Genomic DNA, 20,724 nt, shown 5'->3' with positions numbered 1-20,724 from the left:
ATGGGCAGGTGCCGACGGCCATGCCCCGCCGGTTCACGCCACCGCTGTCTGCACCTGGCGCGCGTACGGCAGCGGCGCGACGGCGCCATAGCCCTGCACGGCCAGTGCGGCTGCCGCGTTGGCATAGCGCGCCGCAGCAAACACGTCGTCGCTCTGGGCCAGGCGGGCCAGCAGGTTGCCGCAGAAGCAATCGCCCGCGCCCGTGGCATCCACAGGGGTAACGCGCAGGCCTGCGATCCGCTCCCTGCGCTGGCCGTTGCTGGCCAGTGCCCCCTCGGCCCCGAGCTTGAGCACCACGGTGGCCGCGCCCCGGGCATGGCCCCAGTCGACGATGGCGTCCGGGTCGGACAGGCCCGTCAGGGCCTGCATGTCCTCCAGGCTGGGCAGGAAGATGTCGCACAGCGCCACGGCCTGCGCGATGCAGGCCTGGGCCCGCGCCAGCGGCCAGAGCTTGAGGCGCAGGTTGGAGTCGAAGGCCACCAGCGTGCCGGCCTCGCGCGCCAGGCGCATGGCCTCGAAGGCGGTGTCGCAGGCCTGGGGCGAGATGGCCAGCGAAATGCCCGACAGGTGCAGAATGTGCGCGGCCTGCAGCACGGCGGTGGGCTCGCCGGCCAGCCATTGCGGCGACATGCGGCTCGCGGCCGAACCCGCGCGCAGGTAGCTGAACTCGTGCCCGGCATCCCCGTGCGAGACGAAGTAGATGCCCGTGGGGTGTTCGCCATCGCCCTGCACCGCACGGGTGTCCACCCCCTCGGTACGCCACAGCGCGGTGAGCGCCTGGCCAAAGCTGTCCTGCCCGATGCGCGTGAGGTAGGCGACGCGCGCGCCGGCCCGCGCCGCCGCAATGGCGGCATTGCTGGTATCGCCGCCAAAGCCGCGCAGGTACTGCGGCTGGCCGGGATGGATCTGGTTGAACTCGACCATGGCCTCACCCAGCGCGGCCACGTCGAAGCTCTTGCCCTTGGAGGTGTTGGCGCGCTCAGGCACGGGGCTTGTAGGCGGTGACGTCGATCTCGACCTTGGCGTCGATCATGAGGCGCGACTCGACGGTGGAGCGTGCGGGCCGGTGCTCGCCGAAGCATTCCATGTAGACGCGGTTGAAGCTGCCGAAATCGCGCGCATCGGCCAGCCAGACGCTGACCTTGGCCACGTCGGCCAGGGTGCAGTCGGCCAGCGCCAGGGCATCCTTGACGCGCTGGAACACCTGGCGCGTCTGCGCCTCGATGCCGCCGACGATGACCTGGCCCTGGTCGTCCGTGGGCACCTGGCCCGAGACGAAGACGAAGTCGCCGGCGCGCGTGGCGGGCGACAGGGGCCGCGCCTGGCGGTCGGAGGCGATGGGGGACTGGCCCAGCAGTTCTACATGGCTCATGCAAGCTCCTTGTGTAATGAATTTACATAAATCATCGAAAAAAACCCGTTTGACTTTCACAAACGAGTCATCTACGATTAAAAATGTAATGTTATTACTTATGGAGCCACGATGCAATCCTCATCCATCCGTGATCGGTTGACGCTCGCAGTGCCTGTGCAAACCGCACGGCGCCGTGTTCTTGGCCTGGCGGCAGCCACTGCCGCCATGGTCGTGGCCCTCGGCTCGAGCCTGCCGGCCCAGGCGGCCCCTGCCAAGGGGGGCGCCGCCAACCTGGCGATGGTCGGCGAGCCCCAGGGGCTGGACCCCATGGTCAGCACGGCCGACCTGGTCGGCACCATCATGCAGCACGTCTACGAGCCGCTGTACACCTTCGACGCGAACTGGGCCGTGGCGCCCATGCTGGCCGAAGGCCTGCCTACCGTGTCCAAGGACGGGCTGACCTACACCATCGCCCTGCGCAAGGAAGTCAAGCTGCACAACGGGCGCGACCTGAACGCCGACGACGTGGTGGCCTCGCTGCAGCGCTGGATGGAACTGTCGCCGCGCGGCAAGGCAGTGGCCAAGGAGGTGGCCTCGCTCACCGCCAAGGGCCCGCTGTCGGTGGAGCTCACGCTCAAGGCGCCCTATGCACCGCTGCTGGCCCAGCTGGCGTTGCCCAGCGGCATGGCCGCCATCATGGCCAAGGAAAGCATTGCGCCGCAACTCAAGGACTTCATCGGCACCGGCCCCTACAAGTTCAAGGAGCGCCGTCCCGACCAGTTCACGGTGCTGGTGCGCCACGACAGCTACAGCGCCCGCAAGGAGGCGCCGAGCGGCTATGCCGGCCGCCGCGAGGCCCTGCTCGACGAGCTGCGCTTCGTGCCCGTGCCCAATGCCAACACCCGCGTGGAAGGCGCCCTGTCGGGCCAGTTCCAGTACGCCGACCTGCTGCCCGTGGAAGCGGCCGGCCGCATCGACAAGGGCGCCCCGGCCGTGGTGCCCATCGTGACGAAGAACTTCGGCTTCCCCTACATCGTCTTCAACACCAAGGAAGGCGTGCTGGCCGCGCAGCCGCTGCGCCGCGCGGTGCAGACCGCCGTGGGTTCGGGCGAACTGCTGGCCGCAGGCTTTGGCGACAACCGATTCTTCGTGGTGGAGCCCAACTTCTTCCCCAAGGGCACGCCCTACTACTCGGACGCGGGCGGCAAGCTGTACAACGAGCGCAATCCGCAGGCCGCCAAGGACCAGGCCGCCAAGGCCGGCTACAACGGCCAGCCGGTGCGCATCATGGCCAGCCGCCAGTACGAGTTCCACTACAACATGGCGCTGGTGATGGCCGAGCAGCTCAAGAAGGCCGGCTTCAAGACCGAGCTGCAGGTGGTGGACTGGGCCACCCTGGTGCAGCGGCGCAACGACGCCAAGCTGTGGGACGTGTACTTCACGCACTCGGGCCTGTTCCCTGAGCCCATGCTCTCGCCGCCGCAGCTCGGTGAAGGCGCACCGGGCTGGTGGGACTCGCCGGCCAAGAAGGCCACGCTCACCGCCTTCAACCAGGAGACCAACATCGCCAAACGCGGCCCGCTGTGGGGCGCCGTGCAGCAGGTGGTGTACGACGAAGTGCCCTTCATCGAGGTGGGCAAGTTCAACGGCCTCTCGGCGCGCTCGGCCAAGCTTGAGGGCTACACGCCGGCGATCTGGCCGTTCTTCTGGAACACGGGCCTGGCCAAGTAAGCCCACCGCACAAGGTTCGTTGCCATGCGTTTTCTGATGACCCGCCTGGGCGGTGCCCTGGTGGTGCTGGCCCTCGTCGCGGTGCTGGTGTTCGCGCTCACGCGCCTGGCCTCGGGCGACCCGGTGGCGCTGCTGCTGGGCGAGCAGGCCACGGCCGAGGACATCGCCGCGGCGCGCGTGCAGTACGGGCTCGACAAGCCCCTGCCCACGCAGTTCGTGCTGTGGATCGGCGAGTTGCTGCAGGGCAACCTGGGGCAGTCGATCTTCCTGCAGCGCCCGGTGGCGCAGGCCCTGCTCGAACGCGCTGAGCCCACGCTGTTCCTGGCGCTGTTCGCCGTGGGCATCGCCGCACTCATCGGCATCCCCTGCGGCATGGCCGCAGCCATCTGGCGCGGGAGCCCCGGTGACCAGGCGCTGAGCGGCGTGGCCATGCTCGGGGCCAGCGTGCCCAGCTTCTGGCTCGGGCTGATCCTGATCCAGCTGTTCGCGGTCAAGCTCGGCTGGTTCCCGGCCTCGGGTTATGGGAATCCGGAGTCGCCGCTTGCGGAACGATTGACCCACCTGCTGTTGCCGGCGCTGGTGCTGGGCCTGCTGAACTCGGCACTGATCATCCGCTTCACGCGCGCCTCGATGCTCGACATCCTGGGCGAGGACTATGTGCGCACCGCGCGCGCCAAGGGCCTGGCCGAGGGCACGGTGATGGTCAAGCACGTGCTGCGCAATGCGCTGGTGCCCATCGTCACGGTGCTGGGCCTGACGCTGGCGCTGATGATCGGCGGCACCGTGGTGACCGAAACCGTGTTCAACCTGCCCGGGGTGGGCAACCTGGTGGTGCGCGCCGTGCTGCGCCGCGACTACCCGGTGATCCAGGGCACGCTGCTGGTGATCGCAGCGATCTACGTGTTCATCAACCTGGCCATCGACTTCCTGTACACGCTGGTCGATCCACGCATCCGGCTGGAGGGCCAATGACATGGTGCAACGCCTGATTCGCAATCTCACGGACTACTGGCTGCCACTGGCACGCCGCCTGTTCTCGCGCAAGGTGGTGCTGGCCTCGGCCATCCTGCTGGCGCTGGTGGTGGCCGTGGCCACCGTGTTCCCCTGGGTGTCGGATGCCGACCCCAACGCCATCTCGATCAGCGAGCGCCTGAACGCGCCCTCGGCCGCGCACTGGGCCGGCACCGACGAGCTGGGGCGCGACGTGATGCTGCGCATCGTGCATGGCGCGCGCTATTCGCTGCTGATCGGCGGGCTCACCGCTGCGGGTGCCGTGCTGTTCGGCACGCTGCTGGGCATGTTCGCGGGCTTCTTTCGCCGGCTCGATGCGCCGCTGATGCGCGTGGTGGACGCGATGATGTCCTTCCCCGACATCCTGCTGGGCATCGCCCTGGTGTCCATCCTGGGCGCCTCGCTGTGGAACGTGATGCTGGCGCTGGTGATCGTCTACACGCCGCGCGTGGCGCGGGTGGTGCGGGCCAGCACGCTGGTGCTGCGCGAGCTGCTGTTCGTCGATGCAGCACGCGCCCTGGGCGTGCGCACGCCGCTCATCTTGCTGCGGCACATCCTGCCCAATCTGGTCTCGCCCATCCTGGTGCAGGTGACCTTCATCTTCGCCTACGCCATCCTGGCCGAGGCGGGCCTGTCCTTCCTGGGTGTGGGCGTGCCGCCGGACATCCCCACCTGGGGCACCATGATCGCGGGCAGCCTGGAGTCGGCCGACCGCGCGTTCTGGACCATTCTTTACCCGGGCCTGGCCATCGTGCTCACCGCCCTGTCGCTGCAGATGCTGGGCGACGGCGTGCGCGACCTGCTCGACCCCAAGCTCAAGAAAGCCTCGTGAGCCCCGCTTTCGCCCCACCCACGCAAGCGCCCGCCCGCGGGCGCGCTACGAAGGTATCTCCATGACCACCCACACGGCTGCCATGGCCGCCCCGCGGCTCGAAGTGCAGGGCCTGTCCACCTCGTTCGCCACCGACGCCGGCCGCATCCAGAGCGTGGCCGACGTGTCCTTTGCCATCCACCCGGGCCAGACGCTGGCGCTGGTCGGCGAATCGGGCTCGGGCAAGTCCGTCACCAGCCTCACGCTGATGGGCCTGCACGCCAAGACCTCGCAGGCGCAGGTGACCGGCCAGGCTTGGTTCACCCGGCGCGATGGCCGGCGTGTGGACCTGCTGGCCCTGCCCGAGGCCGAGCGCCGCGCGCTGCGCGGCAACGAGATCGCGATGGTCTTCCAGGAGCCCATGACCAGCCTGAACCCGGTGCTGACCGTGGGCGAGCAGATCGCCGAATCGGTGCGCCTGCACCTCAAGCTCGACCGCAAGGCCGCCATGGCCCACGCCCAGCGCATGCTGGAGCTGGTGGAGATACCGGCGGCGAAGCAGCGCGTGCACGAGTACCCGCACCAGTTGTCGGGCGGCATGCGCCAGCGCGTGATGATTGCGCTGGCCATGGCCTGCAGCCCGACACTGTTGATCGCCGACGAGCCCACCACCGCGCTGGACGTGACCATCCAGGCGCAGATCCTGGCACTCATGGGCCGGCTGCAGAAGGAGACGGGCATGAGCATGCTGTTCGTCACCCACAACCTGGGCGTGGTGGCGCAGTACGCCGATGCGGTGGCCGTGATGTATGCAGGGCGCATCGTCGAGTCGGCCCCCGTGCACGACCTCTTCGCGCAGCCCGAGCACCCCTACACGCGCGGCCTGCTGGCCTGCCTGCCCGGCGTGGCCAGGCGCCATGCCGTGGCGGTGGCCGGGCAACGGCCGCGCCTGGTGGCCATACCGGGCCAGGTGTCGAGCCCGCTCGCGCTGCCGCCGGGTTGCGCCTTTGCGCCGCGCTGCGAGCGCCGCATCGCGGCCTGCGATGCGCGCATGCCGGCCCTGTCCGACGAGGGCAGCGCAGGAAGCAGCCGCCGGGTGCGCTGCATCCGTGTGAATGAGCAGCCCATTGAAGAGGTGGCTGCATGAACGCCGTGTCCATGGCCCCGACCCCGGGCGACAACCTCATCGAAGTGCGCGGCCTGCGCAAGTACTTTGGCAGCGGCCCGCACCCGGTGCGCGCGGTGGACGATGTGAGCTTTGCCATCCGGCGCGGCGAAACGCTGGGCCTGGTGGGCGAATCAGGCTCGGGCAAAAGCACTATCGGCCGCCTGCTCACCCGCCTGGTGGACCCCACGGCGGGCCAGATGCTGTACCACGGCGAGGGCGCGAGTGGGCAGGACTTGGCCGGAATGAGCCAGGGCCAGTTCCGCCCGCTGCGCTCGAAGATCCAGATCATCTTCCAGGACCCGTACGCCAGCCTGAACCCGCGCATGCGCATTCGCGAGGTGCTGGGCGAGGCGCTCGATACGCACAAACAGGCGCGCGGTGCGGCACGCCTGCCGCGCATCCACGAGCTGCTCACGCAGGTGGGCCTCAGGCCCGAGCATGCGGAGCGCTTTCCGCACGAGTTCTCGGGCGGGCAGCGCCAGCGCATCGGCATTGCGCGCGCGCTGGCCGTGCAGCCGAACTTCATCGTGGCGGACGAGCCGCTGTCGGCACTCGACGTGTCGATCCAGGCCCAGGTGGTGAACCTGCTGGGCGACCTCAAGGAGCAGCTGGGCCTGACCTTGCTGTTCATCTCGCACGACCTCGATGTGGTGGAGTACCTGTGCGACCGCGTGGTGGTGCTCTACCTGGGCCGGGTGATGGAGATCGCGCCCACCAGCGCGCTGTATGCGCAGCCCGCGCATCCCTACACGCGCGCCCTGCTCGCGGCCGCGCCCATCCCCGACCCCGCGCAGCGGCGTACCATCCCCCTGCTGCAGGGCGACCTGCCCAGCCCCGCCAATCCGCCCTCGGGCTGCGTGTTCCGCACACGCTGCCCGCATGCGGTGGCCGAATGCGCCAGCGCCGACATGGCCCTGCGCCCCGTGGGGGCGGACCACTGGAAGGCCTGCTGGCGCGACGACATCTGACCGGCGCAGCCCCGCTGCGCCCCACCAACATGACGAAACCACATGACCACCACCACTGACTTCACGCTGGACGCCACCAGCAAGAGCTTTCCCATCGCGGCAGCGCCCTGCCGCGCCAGCGAGATCGGCGCACGCGGCTGGAACGTGCTGGCCGACGACCTGGCGTTCCCCCTGGCGGTGCTCCGCCGCACGGCGCTGGCGCACAACCTGGCCTGGATGCAGGACTTCGCGCAGCGCAAAGGCATCGCCCTGGCACCGCACGGCAAGACCACCATGTCGCCCCAGCTCTTCGCACAGCAGCTGGCGGCCGGCGCCTGGGGCCTGACCTTCGCCACGGCCTTCCAGGTCGCGGTGGGGGTGGAGGCCGGTGCGCGCCGCGCCATCATCGCCAACCAGGTGGTCTGCGATGCCGACCTGGACGCGCTCGACGCGCTGCTGGCCCGCCATGCCGACCTCACCGTGTGGTTCCTCGTCGATTCGCTCGCGCAGCTCACGCTGGTCGAGGACTGGAAGCAGCGCCGTGGCAGTGCCCGCGTGTTCAACGTGCTGCTGGAGATGGGCATCCCCGGCCAGCGCACGGGCTGCCGCACGCTGGACGAGGCACTGGCGCTGGCGCGCGCGCTGGCGGCGTCGAAGGCCGTGCAGTTCGACGGCATCGAATGCTATGAAGGCGGCGTGGCGCGCTGCGACAACGAGCACGACGCCCGCGAAGTGACCGCCCTGGTGCGCCGCGTGATGGACGTGGCGCGGGCCTGCGACACCGAGCACCTGTTCGCACGCGACCGCATCCTGCTCACGGCCGGCGGCTCGGCCGTGTTCGACCTGGTGGTGCCGCTGCTGCAGGCCCAGGGCCTGTCGCGCCCGGTGGAAGGCGTGCTGCGCTCGGGCTGCTATGTGACGCACGACCATGGCAACTACGCGCGCTTTCTGAAGAACGTGGAGCAGCGCGAAGGGCTCGACGCCTCGCTGCGCCCGGCGCTCACGGTCTGGGCCATGGTGCAGTCGGTGCCCGAGCCGGGCCTTGCCCTGCTGACCTGCGGGCGCCGCGACATCTCCTACGACCTGGAGATGCCCATCCCCGTGCAACTGGCGCGGCGTGGCGAGCGCACGGCAGCTGCCGTGCCCGCCGGCTGGAGCGTGAGCGCACTCAACGACCAGCATGCCTACCTGCGCTTCGATGCCGCAGCGGGCGTAGGCAGCGCGCCCCAGGTGGGAGACCGCGTGGCGCTGGGCATTTCGCACCCCTGCACCACCTTCGACAAATGGCGCTGGATGCCGCTGGTAGAAGACGATGGCGCCATCACGGGTGCCATCAGCACGCGGTTCTGAGGCCGGAGAAGCGCATGAACAGCAGCCTGCCTCCGTCACCATCGTCCACCGTGCCGCCCAGCCCCACGCCCGGACTGCTGCAGCAGTTGCGCGAACGGCAGGACAGCCTGCCTGAAGCGCAGCGCAGCGTGGTGCGCGCCGTGCTCGAAGACCCGCGCGCCGCCGTGGCCGCCACGGTGGAGCAACTGGCACAGCAGGCCGGCGTGTCCATGCCGACCATCGTGCGCACCTGCCGCAGCTTTGGCTACGACTCGGTGCGCGAATTCATGCTGGCGCTGGCCCAGGACCTGGCCGTCTCGGGCTCGTACCTGCACCGCAGCGTGTTGGCCGAAGACTCGGCGCAGGACGTCTCCAGCAAGATCATCCACGCGGCCGTCGCCTCGCTGACCGAGCTGGGCCGGCGCATCGACGTGGACGTGATCGACCAAGTGGCCGCCAGGCTCGCCAAGGCGCGGCGCATCGACTGCTATTCGGTGGGTGCGGCGTCGACCTTCACGGCCAGCGAGCTGCAGAGCCGGCTGTTCCGCCTGGGCCTCACGGCGAATGCGATCTTCGATGCGCACCAGCAGTTGGTATCCGCCAGCACGCTGGGCCCCGAGGGCGTGGCCTTCGTGGTCTCGCACGTGGGGCGCATGCCCTACACGGTGGAAGCCGCCCGGTTTGCGCGCTCGCAGGGTGCCACGGTGATCGCCTTGACCCAGCCAGGCACGCCGCTGGCAGAAACGGCCGACCTGGTGCTGGCCGTGTCGGTGCCGCAGGACGCGGTGATGCGCGTGGGCACCGAGGCCTACCTGGCCCACCTGGTGGTGATCGAGATCCTGATGGTGCGCCTGGCGCAGCAGCTGGGACCGGTGGCCACGCGCGGCCTGCAGCAGTTCAAGCAGCTTTTGCACAAACACGGATTCGACAGCGCCGAGTATTCGGGCGCCATGGACCCCGGCCCGGGCCTGCACAAGCCGGGCCAGAAAGACAATTGATGGCAGCAACGCAAGCGACCCTGCTGAAGAACGGAACCATCATCGAAGGCACCGACCGCCCCGGATGGGTGGGCGACCTGCTGCTGGCGGGCGAGCGCATCCTGGCCCTGGCCGCTCCCGGCGCCATCGACCCCGCCTTGTTCGCCGGCATGGCCGTCGAGACCATCGACTGCACGGACCGCGTGATCGCGCCCGGTTTCATCGACGTGCACACGCACGACGACGCCGCCGCCATCGACGCGCCCGACATGCTGCCCAAGCTGTCGCAGGGCGTGACCACCGTGATCGTGGGCAACTGCGGCATCTCGCTGGCGCCCATGGTGACCGATGCGCCGGCGGCGCCGCTGTCGCTGCTGGGCAAGCACCAGTTCCGCCACGCCAGCATGGCCGCCTATGCGCGCGCCGTCGATGCCGCGCAGCCCGGCGTGAACGTGGCGGCGCTGCTGGGCCACACGGCGCTGCGCATGCGCCACCTGCCCGAGCTGGGCCGCGCCGCCACGGCCAGCGAGCGCGCCGCCATGGCAGCCGACATGCAGGAGGCCATGGACGCGGGCGCACTGGGCCTGTCGTCCGGCGTGTTCTACAAGGAGGCCTATGCGGCCGACATCACCGAGCTGACCGAGCTGGCCAGCGTGGCCGCGCGCAACGGCGGCGTCTACGCCACCCATATCCGCGATGAGCTCGCAGGCATTCTGCCGGCGCTGCAGGAGGCTGCGCTCACGGCGCGGCAGGCCGGCCTGCCGCTGGTGCTGTCGCACCACAAGTGCGCAGGGGCCGCCAACTGGGGCCGCACGCGCGAGACGCTGCCGCTGATCGAGTCGCTGGCCCAGGGCCAGCCCATCAGCCTGGACGTGTATCCCTACACCGCCGGCTCCACGGTGCTGCGCACCGATCTGGTGGACGGTGTGATCGACATCCTGATCACCGGCAGCCAGCCCCACCCGGAGATGGTGGGCCGCTACCTCAAGGATATCGCCCGCGAATGGGATGTGAGCGAGCAGGCGGCGTGCGACCGGCTGCAGCCCGGCGGCGCCTGCTACTTCCAGATGCGCGAAGACGATGTGGAGCGTGTGATCACCCACCCGCTGGCCATGATCGGATCGGACGGGCTGCCGCATGACGAGCGCCCGCACCCGCGGCTGTGGGGTGCGTTTCCGCGCGTGCTGGCCTGCTACTGGCGCGAAAAAGGACTGCTGCGTCTGGAAGAGGCCATCCACAAGATGACCGGCCTGTCGGCCCAGCGCTTTCGCATCGGCGAGCGTGGGCGCCTGGCAGCCGGCTGCATGGCCGACGTGGTGGTGTTCGACCCGCTGCGTGTGCGCGATACCGCCAGCTACGAACAACCCGTGCAGTTCAGCGAGGGCATCGAGCAGGTGTGGGTGAACGGTGTGCTGAGCTATACCGCTGCCGGCCGGGCCACCGGGGCGCGCGCCGGGCGCTTCATCCGCAGGCAGGCAACGGCCTGACCCGGGCCGGCGGCCAGGAGGTGCCGGACGGCATCTCTTGGCCCCGCCCGGCCCGCCTCGACTGAGAATTGGTTCTCAATAGTATGATTCGCATCCACCATGCGGATCTCGCGCCCCCTCCTCTGGCTCTTGCTGCTCACGCTGTGCCTGCACCTGACGGCAGGCATGGGCCTGCACGCCGCAGAGCACCTGGGGAGCCAGCGCGCGGCGGTAGCGCAGGCCATGGCGTCCGACGAAGACAGCGAGGCTGGGCAGCCCGGCAAGACCTCTGTCGAGGCAGGTGTGTGCGCCTGGTGCCTGGCCCACGCCCAGCAGGCGGCCGACCTGGCCACGGCCCCGCCCGTGCATGGCGCTGCGCAGGCCTGGGCCCGGGTGCGGCCGGTGCCAGATGCCGTGGCCTTCATCCCGCATCCCGGCCATTGGCCGTTCGCGTCACGCGACCCTCCCGCCGCACAGGCCTGACCCTGCGCGCTGCGTTGGGCTGAACGTCCCATCCCCATCGACCTTTCGGCTGCGCCCGGCGCCTGCCGCAGGCCGGTGCATTTCTTCCTGGTCCGCGCCACCGCGTTACCGCACCTGCACGCAGCAGGCATGCGCGCGAGACCCTGCCCCTTTGAATGCCTTTCATGACCACCGCCACGCTTCGCACGGGTATTTCCGTGCCCGTTTCCCTCCACCTGCGCCCACACCCTTTGGCATGGGCCATTGCTTGCGCGCTGGTTGCTCCGGTCTTCGCGCAGACTACACCGCCCCCCGTGGCCCAGGCGCCTGGACAGCTGTCCACCATCGAGATCGTGGGCCGCACAGAGTCCGGGGCCTACCACGCCGATGAAGCGGCCGGAGCCAAGTCGGACCTGCCGCTGCGCGAGCTGCCCCAGTCGGTACGCATCGTGACGCGCCAGGCCATCGACGACCTGGGCGCCACCAAGCTCGACGACGTGCTCGACTATGTTGGCGGCGTATCGCGGCAGAACAACTTTGGCGGGCTGTGGGACAACATCGCCATCCGCGGCCTGCCGGGCAACGAGAACACCGGCATGGCGACGCTGCTCAACGGCTTCTCGTCCAACCGCGGCTTCAACGCACCGCGCGACCTGGCGGGGGTGGAGCGCATCGAGTTCCTCAAGGGCACTGCTGCCGCGCTGTACGGCAGCAGCGAGCCGGGCGGCACGCTCAACATCGTCTCCAAGCGTCCGCTGTGGAAGGCGGCCCACTCCGTGGAAGGCTACGTGGGCAGCCATGGGCTCAAGCGTGGCGCCTTCGACAGCACGGGCCCCCTCGGCGAGAACTTCGCCTACCGCCTCAACGTGGCGGTGGAAGACCGTGACAGTTTTCGCGACCATGTGACGGCGCGGCGCGAAGTGGTGGCGCCCGCCTTCACCTGGAAGCTGGGTCGCGACACGGTGCTGGAATATGCCGGTGAGGTGCTGCGCCAGGCCACGCCCCTCGACCGCGGCGTGGTCGCGGTGAACAACCAACTGGGCGCCATTCCCCGCAGCCGCTTCCTGGGCGAACCGGCCGACGGCAAGGTGACGGTGGAGAACCAGACACACCAGTTCATCCTGTCGCACGAGTGGAACCCCACCTGGCGCAGCCGGTTCGGCCTGTCGTACCGCGAGACCTCGGTGACTGGTTTCTCCACCGAAGCCACCGTCTTGCAGGCCAATGGCAGTTTGACGCGACAGCGCCGCTTTCGCGATTTCGAGTCTGACGACATCGCGCTCCAGGCAGAGTTGCAAGGCAATCTGAAAACAGGGGCCATCGAGCACGAACTGCTGCTGGGGGTGGAGAGCTTTCGCTTCCACATGGATTCGCTGATGCTGCGGGCCAATCCGACCACCGCTGCGCCGTATGCGGTCAACATCTACAACCCGGTCTACGGCCAGGCCCAGCCCACGCCGGCGGCCAATACCGACACGCTGGAGCACCAGCGCAATACGGCGTTCTATCTGCAGGATGCGATCAGGCTGGCGCCAGACTGGCGGCTGGTGGCGGGCGTGCGCATGGACAACTACCGCCAGTCCCTGGAGAACCGCCGGACCCGCGCCACGGCGAGCCAGGAACCCTCGTCCACCTCACCGCGTGTCGGCCTGAGCTGGTTGCCAACACCCCAGTGGACGGTCTATGCCAATGCGGGCCGCTCCTTCCGCCCGAACGTCGGCTCGGACGTGGCGACCCGCGCATTCGAACCGGAAACGGGCCGGGCGCTGGAACTGGGCACCAAGTGGGAAAGCGCGGACAAGCGCATGGGCGCCACTGCGGCGCTGTTCGATATCCGCAAGCGCAACGTGCTCACGGCCGACCCGGGCAACAGCGGCTTTTCGACCGCTGCTGGCGAGGTCCGCAGCCGGGGCCTGGAATTTGACCTGGCGGGCCAGGTGACGACGCACTGGCGGGTCAACGCGAGCATGGTGTTCAACGACGTGGAGATCACCAAGGACAACACCCTGGAAGTGGGTGGCCGCCTGCTCAACGTGCCCAAGGTCAACGGCAGCGTGCTGGCGGTGTACGAGAACATGCTGGGCAATGGGCAGCGCTACGGCGTGGGCGGCGGCGTTACCCACGTGGGCCAGCGCCTGGGCCAGGCGCGCACGCAAGGCGAGGCCACCGCAGGCACGCCGGCCTTCGACCTGCCCGCCTACACCACGGCCAAGCTGGTCGCGTACTGGCGCCTGTCGCCCACGCTGCGGCTGACGCTGGACGTGGACAACCTTTTTGACAAGACCTACTACACCAGCTCCTACAGCCGCGTGTGGGTGACCCCGGGCACAGCCCGCACGGTCACCATGGGCCTGCAGGCGAAGTTCTGAACACGATGGGCATGACGACCATGGCAGACCACCATCTCCCAGAACCTGTACTGCAGGCCCGCGCCGTCACGGCCGGCTACGGCGGCCGCACCATCCTGCAGGGCCTGGACCTGCAGGTGAACCGGGGTGAAATCTACGCCCTGCTGGGCTCCAACGGTGCGGGCAAGACGACCACGCTGAGCCTGTTCCTGGGCTTTCTTGCGCCCACTGCGGGCAGCCTGCGCGTGCACGGCACCGACCCGGTGGCCGACCCGGACGGGGCGCGCAGGCAACTGGCCTACATCCCCGAGAACGTCGCACTCTACGAGCACCTGAGCGCCCGCGAGAACGTGGCCTACCTGCTGGACCTGGCGGGCCAGCCTGAGGGCGCGCAGGCCATTGACCAGGCGCTGCGGGCCGCCGGGCTGGCCGCTGCGGCCCACGGCCAGCGCGTGGCGGGTTTTTCCAAAGGCATGCGCCAGAAGGTGGCGATTGCACTGGCATTGGCACGCAAGGTGCCGGCGCTGCTGCTGGACGAGCCCACCTCGGGCCTGGACCCGCAGGCCACTGCCGAGTTCAACCGGTTGCTGGCGCTGCTGCGCTCGCAGGGCGTGGCGGTGCTGATGGTGACGCACGACCTGCTGAGCGCAGCCGACGTGGCCGATCGCATCGGCTTCATCGATGCCGGGCGCCTGGTCGAGGAAGTGGCGGCCAGTGGCGACGAGCGCTTTGACGTGCGCGCCCTGCACCGGCGCTACGCCACGCCGGGAGCCACGGCATGAGCCGCGCCGTCACCCGCATCGCGCGCGAGGAGTGGCGCCTGATGCTGCGCGACCGCGTGGCCGTGCTGGGCCTGGCGCTGCTCACGGTGCTGACCCTGGTGGCCTCGCTCACGGCCTGGGAATCGCGCCGCGCAGCCGATGCCGAGCGCGCCCGCTACCAGGCGCAGGCCAACCAGGAGTTCGAGGCCCAGCCCGACCGCCACCCGCACCGCATGGTGCACTACGGACACTTCGTGTTCCGGCCGCTGAACCCGCTGGCGGCATTCGACGCGGGCATCGATGCCTACACCGGGCACACGCTGTTCCTGGAGGGTCACCGCCAGAACAGCGCCAACTTCGGCGACGTGCGCCAGTCGTCCCTGCTGCTGCGCTTCGGCCAGCTCACGCCGGCCTTCGTGCTGCAGGTGCTGGCGCCGCTGCTGCTGGTGTTCCTCGGGCACGCATCCCTGGCACGCGAGCGCGAGTCGGGCACCTTGCGCATCTTGCTGGCGCAGGGCGTGCGGGCGGGCCAGATTGTGCGCGGCAAGCTGCTGGCACTGGCCGGCGCGGCGGCCCTGGCCCTGCTGCCCGCCGCTCTGGCGCTGGTCTGGATGGGTGCGCTCTCGCAGCCCTTGCGCTCGGCAGCGCTGTTGGCGGGCCATGCGCTCTGGCTGCTGCTGTGGGCGCTGGCGGTGGTGGGGCTTTCCGCGCTGTTTGCGCGGCGGCGCGATGCCTTGCTGTGCCTGCTTGCCCTGTGGACGGTCACCGTGATCCTGGTGCCGCGGCTGGCGGCCGATACGGCCGCCTATGCCCACGGGCTGCCCACTCGCCTGGAGAGCGACATTGCCGTGGCGCGCGACCTCGCCGCCATGGGTGACAGCCACAACCCCGACGATCCGTACTTCGCGGGCTTCCGCCAAAAGGTGCTGGCGCAGTATGGCGTCGCCAGGGTCGAGGACCTGCCCGTCAACTACAAGGGCCTGCTCGGCATGGAAGGCGAACGCATGACCAGTGAGCTCTTCAACCGCTATGCCGCCGATTCCTTCGACCAGCAGGGGCGGCAGAGCGCCTGGATGGACCGCGCCGGCCTGATCAGCCCACTGCTGGCCCTGCGGCGTTTATCGATGGCCACGGCGGGCACCGACCTGGCCAGCTACCGGCGCTTTCTGGAGCAGGGGGAGCACTACCGCTACACGCTGATCCAGTCGCTCAACCGCCTGCAGGCGCAGAAGATCCGCTATGCCGATGACCGCAACCCCACCCGGCAGAACCGCGTGGACCGCACGCATTGGCACGACACTGCGCATTTCCAGTACCTGCCGGCCACACCGGCGGCCGTTTTGCAGTCGGTGCTGCCGGCCGCAGCCACGCTGCTGGCCTGGCTGGCAGCACTGCTGGCGCTGCTGGCCTTCAGCGCGCGGCGCCTGGGCAGGAGCACCCGATGATGCGCTGGCTTGCCCATGAATGGCGCCTGGTCTGCCGCTCACGCCTGTGCCTGTGGGCCCTGGTGCTGCTGTGCCTGCTGTCCGCCGTGTCCCTGGTATCGGGCGCGCGCGAGGTGGCACGCCAGCAGGCCCACATCACACGCCTGGCTGCGCTGCACGAGCGGGACGTGCAGGCCGTGGCCAGCCGCTTTGCCAAAGGCGGCGATGCGGGTTACGCTGCCTACTACACATTCTACGACACGCAGGACCCGCCTTCGAGCGCAGCCTTCCTGGCCCTGGGCCTGCGCGACGTGGCGCCCTATGTGCTGCGCGTGCGCGCCCTGGGGCTGCAGGCCCAGCTGTACGAGGGGGAGACCTTCAACCCCGAACTCGCGCTCGCAGGGCGTTTCGACTTCGCGTTCGTGCTGATCTACCTGGCGCCGCTGTTCATCATTGCGCTGCTGCATGACCTGGTGTCGGGCGAGCGCCAGTCGGGCCGGTTGCGCACGCTGCTGGCCATGCCGGGGGCGGGTACGCGGCTGTGGCTGCGCCGCGCGGGCCTGCGCACGGCGCTGGCCATCGCCAGCCTGGCCCTGCCGCTGCTGGCAGCCGCAGCCGTGCTGCCCATCGGCATGGCGGCCCTGGCAGGAGCGCTGGCCGTGGTGGTGGTCTACGCGGCCTTCTGGGGCACCGTGTGCGTGCTGGTGGCCGCCCGGCCCTGGAGCTCCACCGCGCATGCCACCGCGCTGATAGGCTGCTGGGTGGTGCTCACCCTGGTGTTGCCCACGCTGGCGCAGATGGCCATCACGCGCAGCATTCCCGTGGGCCAGGGCGTGGACCTGATGCTCGCGCAACGCCAGAACGTGCACGGCGCCTGGGACCAGCCGCGCGATGCCACGATGCACAAGTTCTTCAAGACCCACCCCGAGTGGAAGGACACAGCCGCCCTGCCGGTGCAGTTCCACTGGAAGTGGTACTACGCTTTCCAGCAACTGGGCGACGAGAGCGTGGCCGGCGAGGTCAGTGCCTACCGCAGCGGGCTCACGCGCCGCCAGCATTGGACGGAACGCCTGGGCTGGCTGCTGCCCGGTGTGGCGGCCCAGGGCGCACTGCACGGACTGGCGCGCAGCGACCTGCCAGCCCAGCTGCGCTACCAGGAGCGCATAGAAACCTTCCACAGGGAAGTGCGGGAGTTCTACTACCCCTATGTCTTCAACGAGCGCCCGTTCGGCCCCGCAGACTTTGCCCGCCGGCCCCGCTTCTCGGCCGTGGCGCTCGCCCCCTCAATGCCGCTGGCGCCGCTGGTGGCCATGCTGGCCTGGGTGCTGTGCCTGGGTGGCCTGTGCGCCCGCGCATTGAAGCGGGTACAGGCATCGGCCTGAACATCGGCGGGGTGGCTTTGCACGCGCTGCAAAGCCGCTTCCCGCGGGCCGCCGTGTCCGAAAACAGGGCCGAAAACTACAGTGGAGGCACCAACAACCCGCCACCACTGACCAGGAGTTTTCCACCATGCCCATCATCAACGTCAAGGTCTCTGCCGAACGCTCGGCCGCCCTTTCGCAGCGCATCTCGGACACGCTGCTCGAATTGTCCACCCGCATCCTGGGCAAGAACCCCAAGATCACGGCGGTCACCGTCTCCTACGTGCATCCCGAGGACTGGATCGTGGGCGGCAGCAGCCTCGCAGCACAGGGCAAGCGCAGCGTGTACCTGGACATCAAGGTGGTCGACGAGACCAACACCAAGGCCGAGAAGGCGCGCTACATCGCCGAAGTGTTCGCCGCATTCCAGGGGCTGCTGGGCGAATTGCACGAAGAAAGCTACATCTACGTGCAGGACGTGCGCGCCACGGCCTATGGCTATGGCGGCAAGACACAGGAGTTTCGCCACCAGCATCCCCAGTGACCGCCTGCGGATGGCCAGCCAGGGGGCTTTCAAGGATGGAAGCCCCGACAAAACCGGCCCAGAAACAAAAAAGCCCACTATCAAGTGGGCTTTTTTTGAAGCGGCTAACCGCTATATTGGTTGCGGGAGGAGGATTTGAACCTCCGACCTTTGGGTTATGAGCCCAACGAGCTACCAGACTGCTCCATCCCGCGGCAAGATTGAATTATATACCTTATTCTGCGGCTGCGGCCGAAGAATTTTCAGTTTTTTCATCGCCACGGTCGACCAATTCAACCAGGGCCATGGGCGCATTGTCGCCAACGCGGAAACCCATCTTCAGGATGCGGGTGTAACCACCGGGACGCGCGTTGAAGCGGGGGCCCAGGTCGTTGAACAGCTTGGTGACGCTGTCACGGTCGCGCAGGCGGTTGAAAGCCAGGCGGCGGTTGGCGACGGTGTCGACCTTGGCCAGGGTGATCATGGGCTCGATCACGCGGCGCAGTTCCTTGGCCTTGGGAACGGTGGTCTTGATGACTTCGTGCTCGATGATCGAGTTCATCATGTTCTGCAGCATCGCAAGGCGGTGCGAGCTGGTGCGATTGAGTTTGCGGAGTCCGTGTCCGTGGCGCATGGTGCTTTCCTTCTACTGTCTATGTAATTAAATCGGGCAGCCGTATCAGGTACTGCGCGAGGCACTGTTGTTCCCTCGGGGGGGAACGAAAAGTCCCCCTTACGGCAAGACCGCGGGGGACTCTGGAAACCAGGGTCCCTCTTTCGGGGAACCCGGGATTATAGCGGTTTTGATTAACGCTTGTCCAGACCGGCTGGTGGCCAGTTCTCAAGCTTCATGCCAAGCGTGAGACCACGCGATGCGAGCACTTCCTTGATTTCGTTGAGCGACTTGCGGCCCAGGTTAGGCGTCTTGAGCAGCTCGTTCTCGGTGCGCTGGATCAGGTCACCGATGTAATAGATGTTCTCGGCCTTCAGGCAGTTGGCAGAACGCACGGTCAGCTCCAGCTCGTCCACAGGGCGCAGCAGGATCGGATCGAACGTGGCATTGCCGCGTGGGCCTGCAGGTGCGTCGAACGCAGCCAGCTCGCCACCTTCCAGCTGTGCGAACACAGCCAGCTGCTCCACCAGGATCTTGGCCGATGCACGCACTGCGTCTTCGGCAGTGATGGCACCGTTGGTCTCGATCTCGACGACCAGCTTGTCCAGGTCGGTACGCTGCTCCACACGGGCGCTTTCCACGGTGTAGCTCACACGCTTCACAGGGGAGAACGAGGCGTCCAGCACGATGCGGCCAATCGACTTGGTCGATTCGTCGGCATAGCGGCGCAGGTTGCCCGGCACGTAGCCACGGCCCTTTTCCACCTTGATCTGCATGTCCAGCTTGCCACCGGCCGACAGCGTGGCAATCACGTGGTCGGGGTTGACGATCTCGACGTCATGGGGCGTCTGGATGTCGCGCGCGGTCACCACGCCTTCACCATCCTTGCGCAGGCTCAGCGTGACTTCGTCACGGTTGTGCAGCTTGAACACCACGCCCTTGAGGTTCAGCAGGATGTTGACCACATCTTCCTGAACGCCGTCAATGGACGAGTACTCATGCAGAACGCCTGCAATGGTGACTTCCGTCGCTGCGTAACCCACCATGGACGAGAGCAGGACGCGCCGAATGGCGTTGCCCAGCGTATGGCCGTAGCCACGCTCGAACGGCTCCAGCGCGACCTTGGCACGGTTGTGGCCAAGCTGCTCGACATTGATCGCCTTGGGTTTCAGCAAATTGGTTTGCATTCAGACTTCCTCTCAATACCCCCAGCTCGTTACACCGGTAAGGCTGGTGAAGCGCCTAAACCGCGATGCCTCGCGGTTCAGGTACGGTTTTCTCGAAATGTGATTCGAACTAGCGATTAGCGCGAATACAACTCAACGATCAGCGATTCGTTGATGTCGGCGCCGAACTCGTCGCGGTCAGGCACCTTCTTGAACACGCCTTCTGCCTTCTCGGCATTGACGTCCACCCAGGCGGGCATGCCGACCTGTGCAGCCAGTTGCAGTGCTTCGACGATGCGGTTCTGCTTCTTGGACTTTTCGCGCACGGCCACGACATCGCCGACCTTGACCAGGTACGAGGGGATGTTGACGGGCTTGCCGTTCACGGTGATGGCGCAATGCGACACCAGCTGACGGGCTTCTGCACGCGTGGAGCCAAAGCCCATGCGGTACACGACGTTGTCCAGACGCGATTCCAGCAGGAACAGCAGGTTGGCGCCGGTGTTGCCCTTGCGGCCATCAGCGGTCTCGAAGTAGCGGCGGAACTGCTTTTCCAGAATGCCGTACATGCGCTTGACCTTCTGCTTTTCGCGCAGTTGCAGGCCATAGTCGGACGTGCGGGCACCGGAGGTGCGGCCGTGCTGACCAGGCTTGGAGTCGAACTTGCACTTGTCCGCAATGGAGCGACGTGCGCTCTTGAGGAACAGGTCGGTGCCTTCACGGCGGGAGAGTTTGGCCTTGGGGCCGAGGTAACGTGCCACTTGAACTTCCTTTTTGTCATCTACCGCAAACCATTGCGGGAGCCGCCTGTGTCGCTCTCGCGTACGCAGGCGGCGGTGGGCTTGTGAAAATTAGATACGACGGCGCTTTTGAGGGCGGCAGCCGTTGTGCGGGACTGGCGTCACGTCGGAGATCGACGTGATGCGGATGCCCAGGGCACCCAGTGCGCGCACCGAGGATTCGCGACCAGGACCTGGGCCCTTGATCTCGACGTCCAGGTTCTTGATGCCTTGGTCAATGGCGGCGCGGCCAGCCACTTCCGAAGCCACCTGGGCAGCGAAAGGCGTGGATTTGCGCGAGCCCTTGAAGCCCTGGCCACCCGACGAGGCCCACGACAGGGCATTGCCCTGGCGGTCCGTGATCGTGATGATCGTGTTGTTGAACGACGCATGCACGTGGGCAATGCCGTCCGACACGTTCTTGCGAACCTTCTTGCGAACGCGCTGTGCTGCGTTATTGGCTGGAGACTTGGCCATATTGATCTTTCAATCT

Annotated in this window: 20 protein-coding genes and 1 tRNA gene; 14 read left to right on the top strand and 7 right to left on the bottom strand. The window is 67.9% G+C overall.

Annotation, left to right across the window (positions count from 1 at the left end):
• Positions 1–33: 33 nt before the first annotated feature.
• The gene (locus ACSQ9E_RS31665) at positions 34–987 is read right to left on the bottom strand and encodes a sugar kinase (RefSeq protein ID WP_436179970.1); all 954 of its coding nucleotides are present in this window, start codon (positions 985–987) and stop codon (positions 34–36) included.
• Entirely contained in the window at positions 980–1,372 is a 393-nt protein-coding gene (locus tag ACSQ9E_RS31660) for a RidA family protein (RefSeq protein ID WP_007849612.1), read from the bottom strand. The genes ACSQ9E_RS31665 and ACSQ9E_RS31660 overlap by 8 nt, the downstream gene beginning before the upstream one ends.
• A gap of 111 nt (positions 1,373–1,483) precedes the next feature.
• Between ACSQ9E_RS31660 and ACSQ9E_RS31655 the strand changes: the two genes are divergently transcribed.
• The 14 genes from ACSQ9E_RS31655 (at position 1,484) to ACSQ9E_RS31590 (ending at position 17,694) form a co-directional block, all read left to right on the top strand.
• Positions 1,484–3,085 (top strand): ABC transporter substrate-binding protein, encoded by a 1,602-nt coding sequence (locus ACSQ9E_RS31655; protein ID WP_436179971.1) that lies wholly within the window; start codon positions 1,484–1,486, stop codon positions 3,083–3,085.
• 24 nt (positions 3,086–3,109) lie between these two features.
• Entirely contained in the window at positions 3,110–4,057 is a 948-nt protein-coding gene (locus ACSQ9E_RS31650) for an ABC transporter permease (protein WP_057203980.1), read from the top strand.
• Position 4,058: 1 nt separating this feature from the next.
• Positions 4,059–4,928: an ABC transporter permease gene (locus ACSQ9E_RS31645; protein WP_057203979.1), complete on the top strand. Its 870-nt coding sequence runs from the start codon at positions 4,059–4,061 to the stop codon at positions 4,926–4,928.
• Between the two features lie 61 nt (positions 4,929–4,989).
• Entirely contained in the window at positions 4,990–6,054 is a 1,065-nt protein-coding gene (locus ACSQ9E_RS31640; RefSeq protein WP_436220076.1) for an ABC transporter ATP-binding protein, read from the top strand.
• Positions 6,051–7,043 (top strand): ABC transporter ATP-binding protein, encoded by a 993-nt coding sequence (locus ACSQ9E_RS31635; protein ID WP_436220075.1) that lies wholly within the window; start codon positions 6,051–6,053, stop codon positions 7,041–7,043. Before ACSQ9E_RS31640 ends, ACSQ9E_RS31635 begins: the two co-directional genes overlap by 4 nt.
• 42 nt (positions 7,044–7,085) lie before the next feature.
• On the top strand, positions 7,086–8,372 hold the full coding sequence (locus ACSQ9E_RS31630) for an amino acid deaminase (RefSeq protein WP_057203976.1): 1,287 nt from the start codon (positions 7,086–7,088) through the stop codon (positions 8,370–8,372).
• 14 nt (positions 8,373–8,386) lie between these two features.
• Positions 8,387–9,349, top strand: coding sequence for a MurR/RpiR family transcriptional regulator (locus ACSQ9E_RS31625; protein WP_057203975.1), 963 nt, complete (start codon positions 8,387–8,389; stop codon positions 9,347–9,349).
• Complete coding sequence (locus tag ACSQ9E_RS31620; RefSeq protein ID WP_436220074.1) at positions 9,349–10,815, top strand: N-acyl-D-amino-acid deacylase family protein; 1,467 nt, start codon at positions 9,349–9,351, stop codon at positions 10,813–10,815. The genes ACSQ9E_RS31625 and ACSQ9E_RS31620 overlap by 1 nt, the downstream gene beginning before the upstream one ends.
• A 99-nt stretch (positions 10,816–10,914) precedes the next feature.
• Positions 10,915–11,277: a hypothetical protein gene (locus ACSQ9E_RS31615; protein ID WP_436179977.1), complete on the top strand. Its 363-nt coding sequence runs from the start codon at positions 10,915–10,917 to the stop codon at positions 11,275–11,277.
• A 164-nt stretch (positions 11,278–11,441) separates the two neighbouring features.
• Positions 11,442–13,625 (top strand): TonB-dependent siderophore receptor, encoded by a 2,184-nt coding sequence (locus ACSQ9E_RS31610; RefSeq protein WP_436220073.1) that lies wholly within the window; start codon positions 11,442–11,444, stop codon positions 13,623–13,625.
• Positions 13,626–13,636: 11 nt separating this feature from the next.
• Complete coding sequence (locus ACSQ9E_RS31605) at positions 13,637–14,386, top strand: ABC transporter ATP-binding protein (protein ID WP_436179979.1); 750 nt, start codon at positions 13,637–13,639, stop codon at positions 14,384–14,386.
• The gene (locus ACSQ9E_RS31600) at positions 14,383–15,810 is read left to right on the top strand and encodes a DUF3526 domain-containing protein (protein WP_436220072.1); all 1,428 of its coding nucleotides are present in this window, start codon (positions 14,383–14,385) and stop codon (positions 15,808–15,810) included. Before ACSQ9E_RS31605 ends, ACSQ9E_RS31600 begins: the two co-directional genes overlap by 4 nt.
• A complete protein-coding gene (locus tag ACSQ9E_RS31595; RefSeq protein WP_436220071.1) occupies positions 15,807–17,171 on the top strand; it encodes a DUF3526 domain-containing protein in 1,365 nt (454 codons plus the stop codon). Before ACSQ9E_RS31600 ends, ACSQ9E_RS31595 begins: the two co-directional genes overlap by 4 nt.
• Positions 17,172–17,298: 127 nt before the next feature.
• Positions 17,299–17,694 carry a tautomerase family protein gene (locus ACSQ9E_RS31590; protein WP_436220070.1) on the top strand — a complete coding sequence of 132 codons (396 nt, stop codon included), beginning with the start codon at positions 17,299–17,301 and terminating at the stop codon, positions 17,692–17,694.
• A gap of 117 nt (positions 17,695–17,811) precedes the next feature.
• On the opposite strand, the gene ACSQ9E_RS31585 is transcribed toward ACSQ9E_RS31590, so the two are convergent.
• From ACSQ9E_RS31585 to rpsK, 5 genes are all read right to left on the bottom strand, one after another.
• Positions 17,812–17,888 (bottom strand) — tRNA-Met (locus ACSQ9E_RS31585).
• 20 nt (positions 17,889–17,908) lie between these two features.
• Complete coding sequence (gene rplQ, locus ACSQ9E_RS31580) at positions 17,909–18,307, bottom strand: 50S ribosomal protein L17 (protein ID WP_057203970.1); 399 nt, start codon at positions 18,305–18,307, stop codon at positions 17,909–17,911.
• A gap of 173 nt (positions 18,308–18,480) precedes the next feature.
• A complete protein-coding gene (locus tag ACSQ9E_RS31575) occupies positions 18,481–19,473 on the bottom strand; it encodes a DNA-directed RNA polymerase subunit alpha (RefSeq protein ID WP_007861735.1) in 993 nt (330 codons plus the stop codon).
• Between the two features lie 116 nt (positions 19,474–19,589).
• The gene (gene rpsD, locus ACSQ9E_RS31570; RefSeq protein WP_057203969.1) at positions 19,590–20,213 is read right to left on the bottom strand and encodes a 30S ribosomal protein S4; all 624 of its coding nucleotides are present in this window, start codon (positions 20,211–20,213) and stop codon (positions 19,590–19,592) included.
• A 90-nt stretch (positions 20,214–20,303) separates the two neighbouring features.
• A complete protein-coding gene (rpsK, locus tag ACSQ9E_RS31565; protein ID WP_005793662.1) occupies positions 20,304–20,708 on the bottom strand; it encodes a 30S ribosomal protein S11 in 405 nt (134 codons plus the stop codon).
• Positions 20,709–20,724 lie beyond the last annotated feature (16 nt).

This window comes from Acidovorax sp. LjRoot118 (assembly GCF_964253575.1).
Taxonomy (GTDB): domain Bacteria; phylum Pseudomonadota; class Gammaproteobacteria; order Burkholderiales; family Burkholderiaceae_C; genus Acidovorax.
The sequence above is the reverse complement of the archived record's forward strand: the minus strand, read 5'-3'. Positions and strand labels throughout refer to the sequence as shown.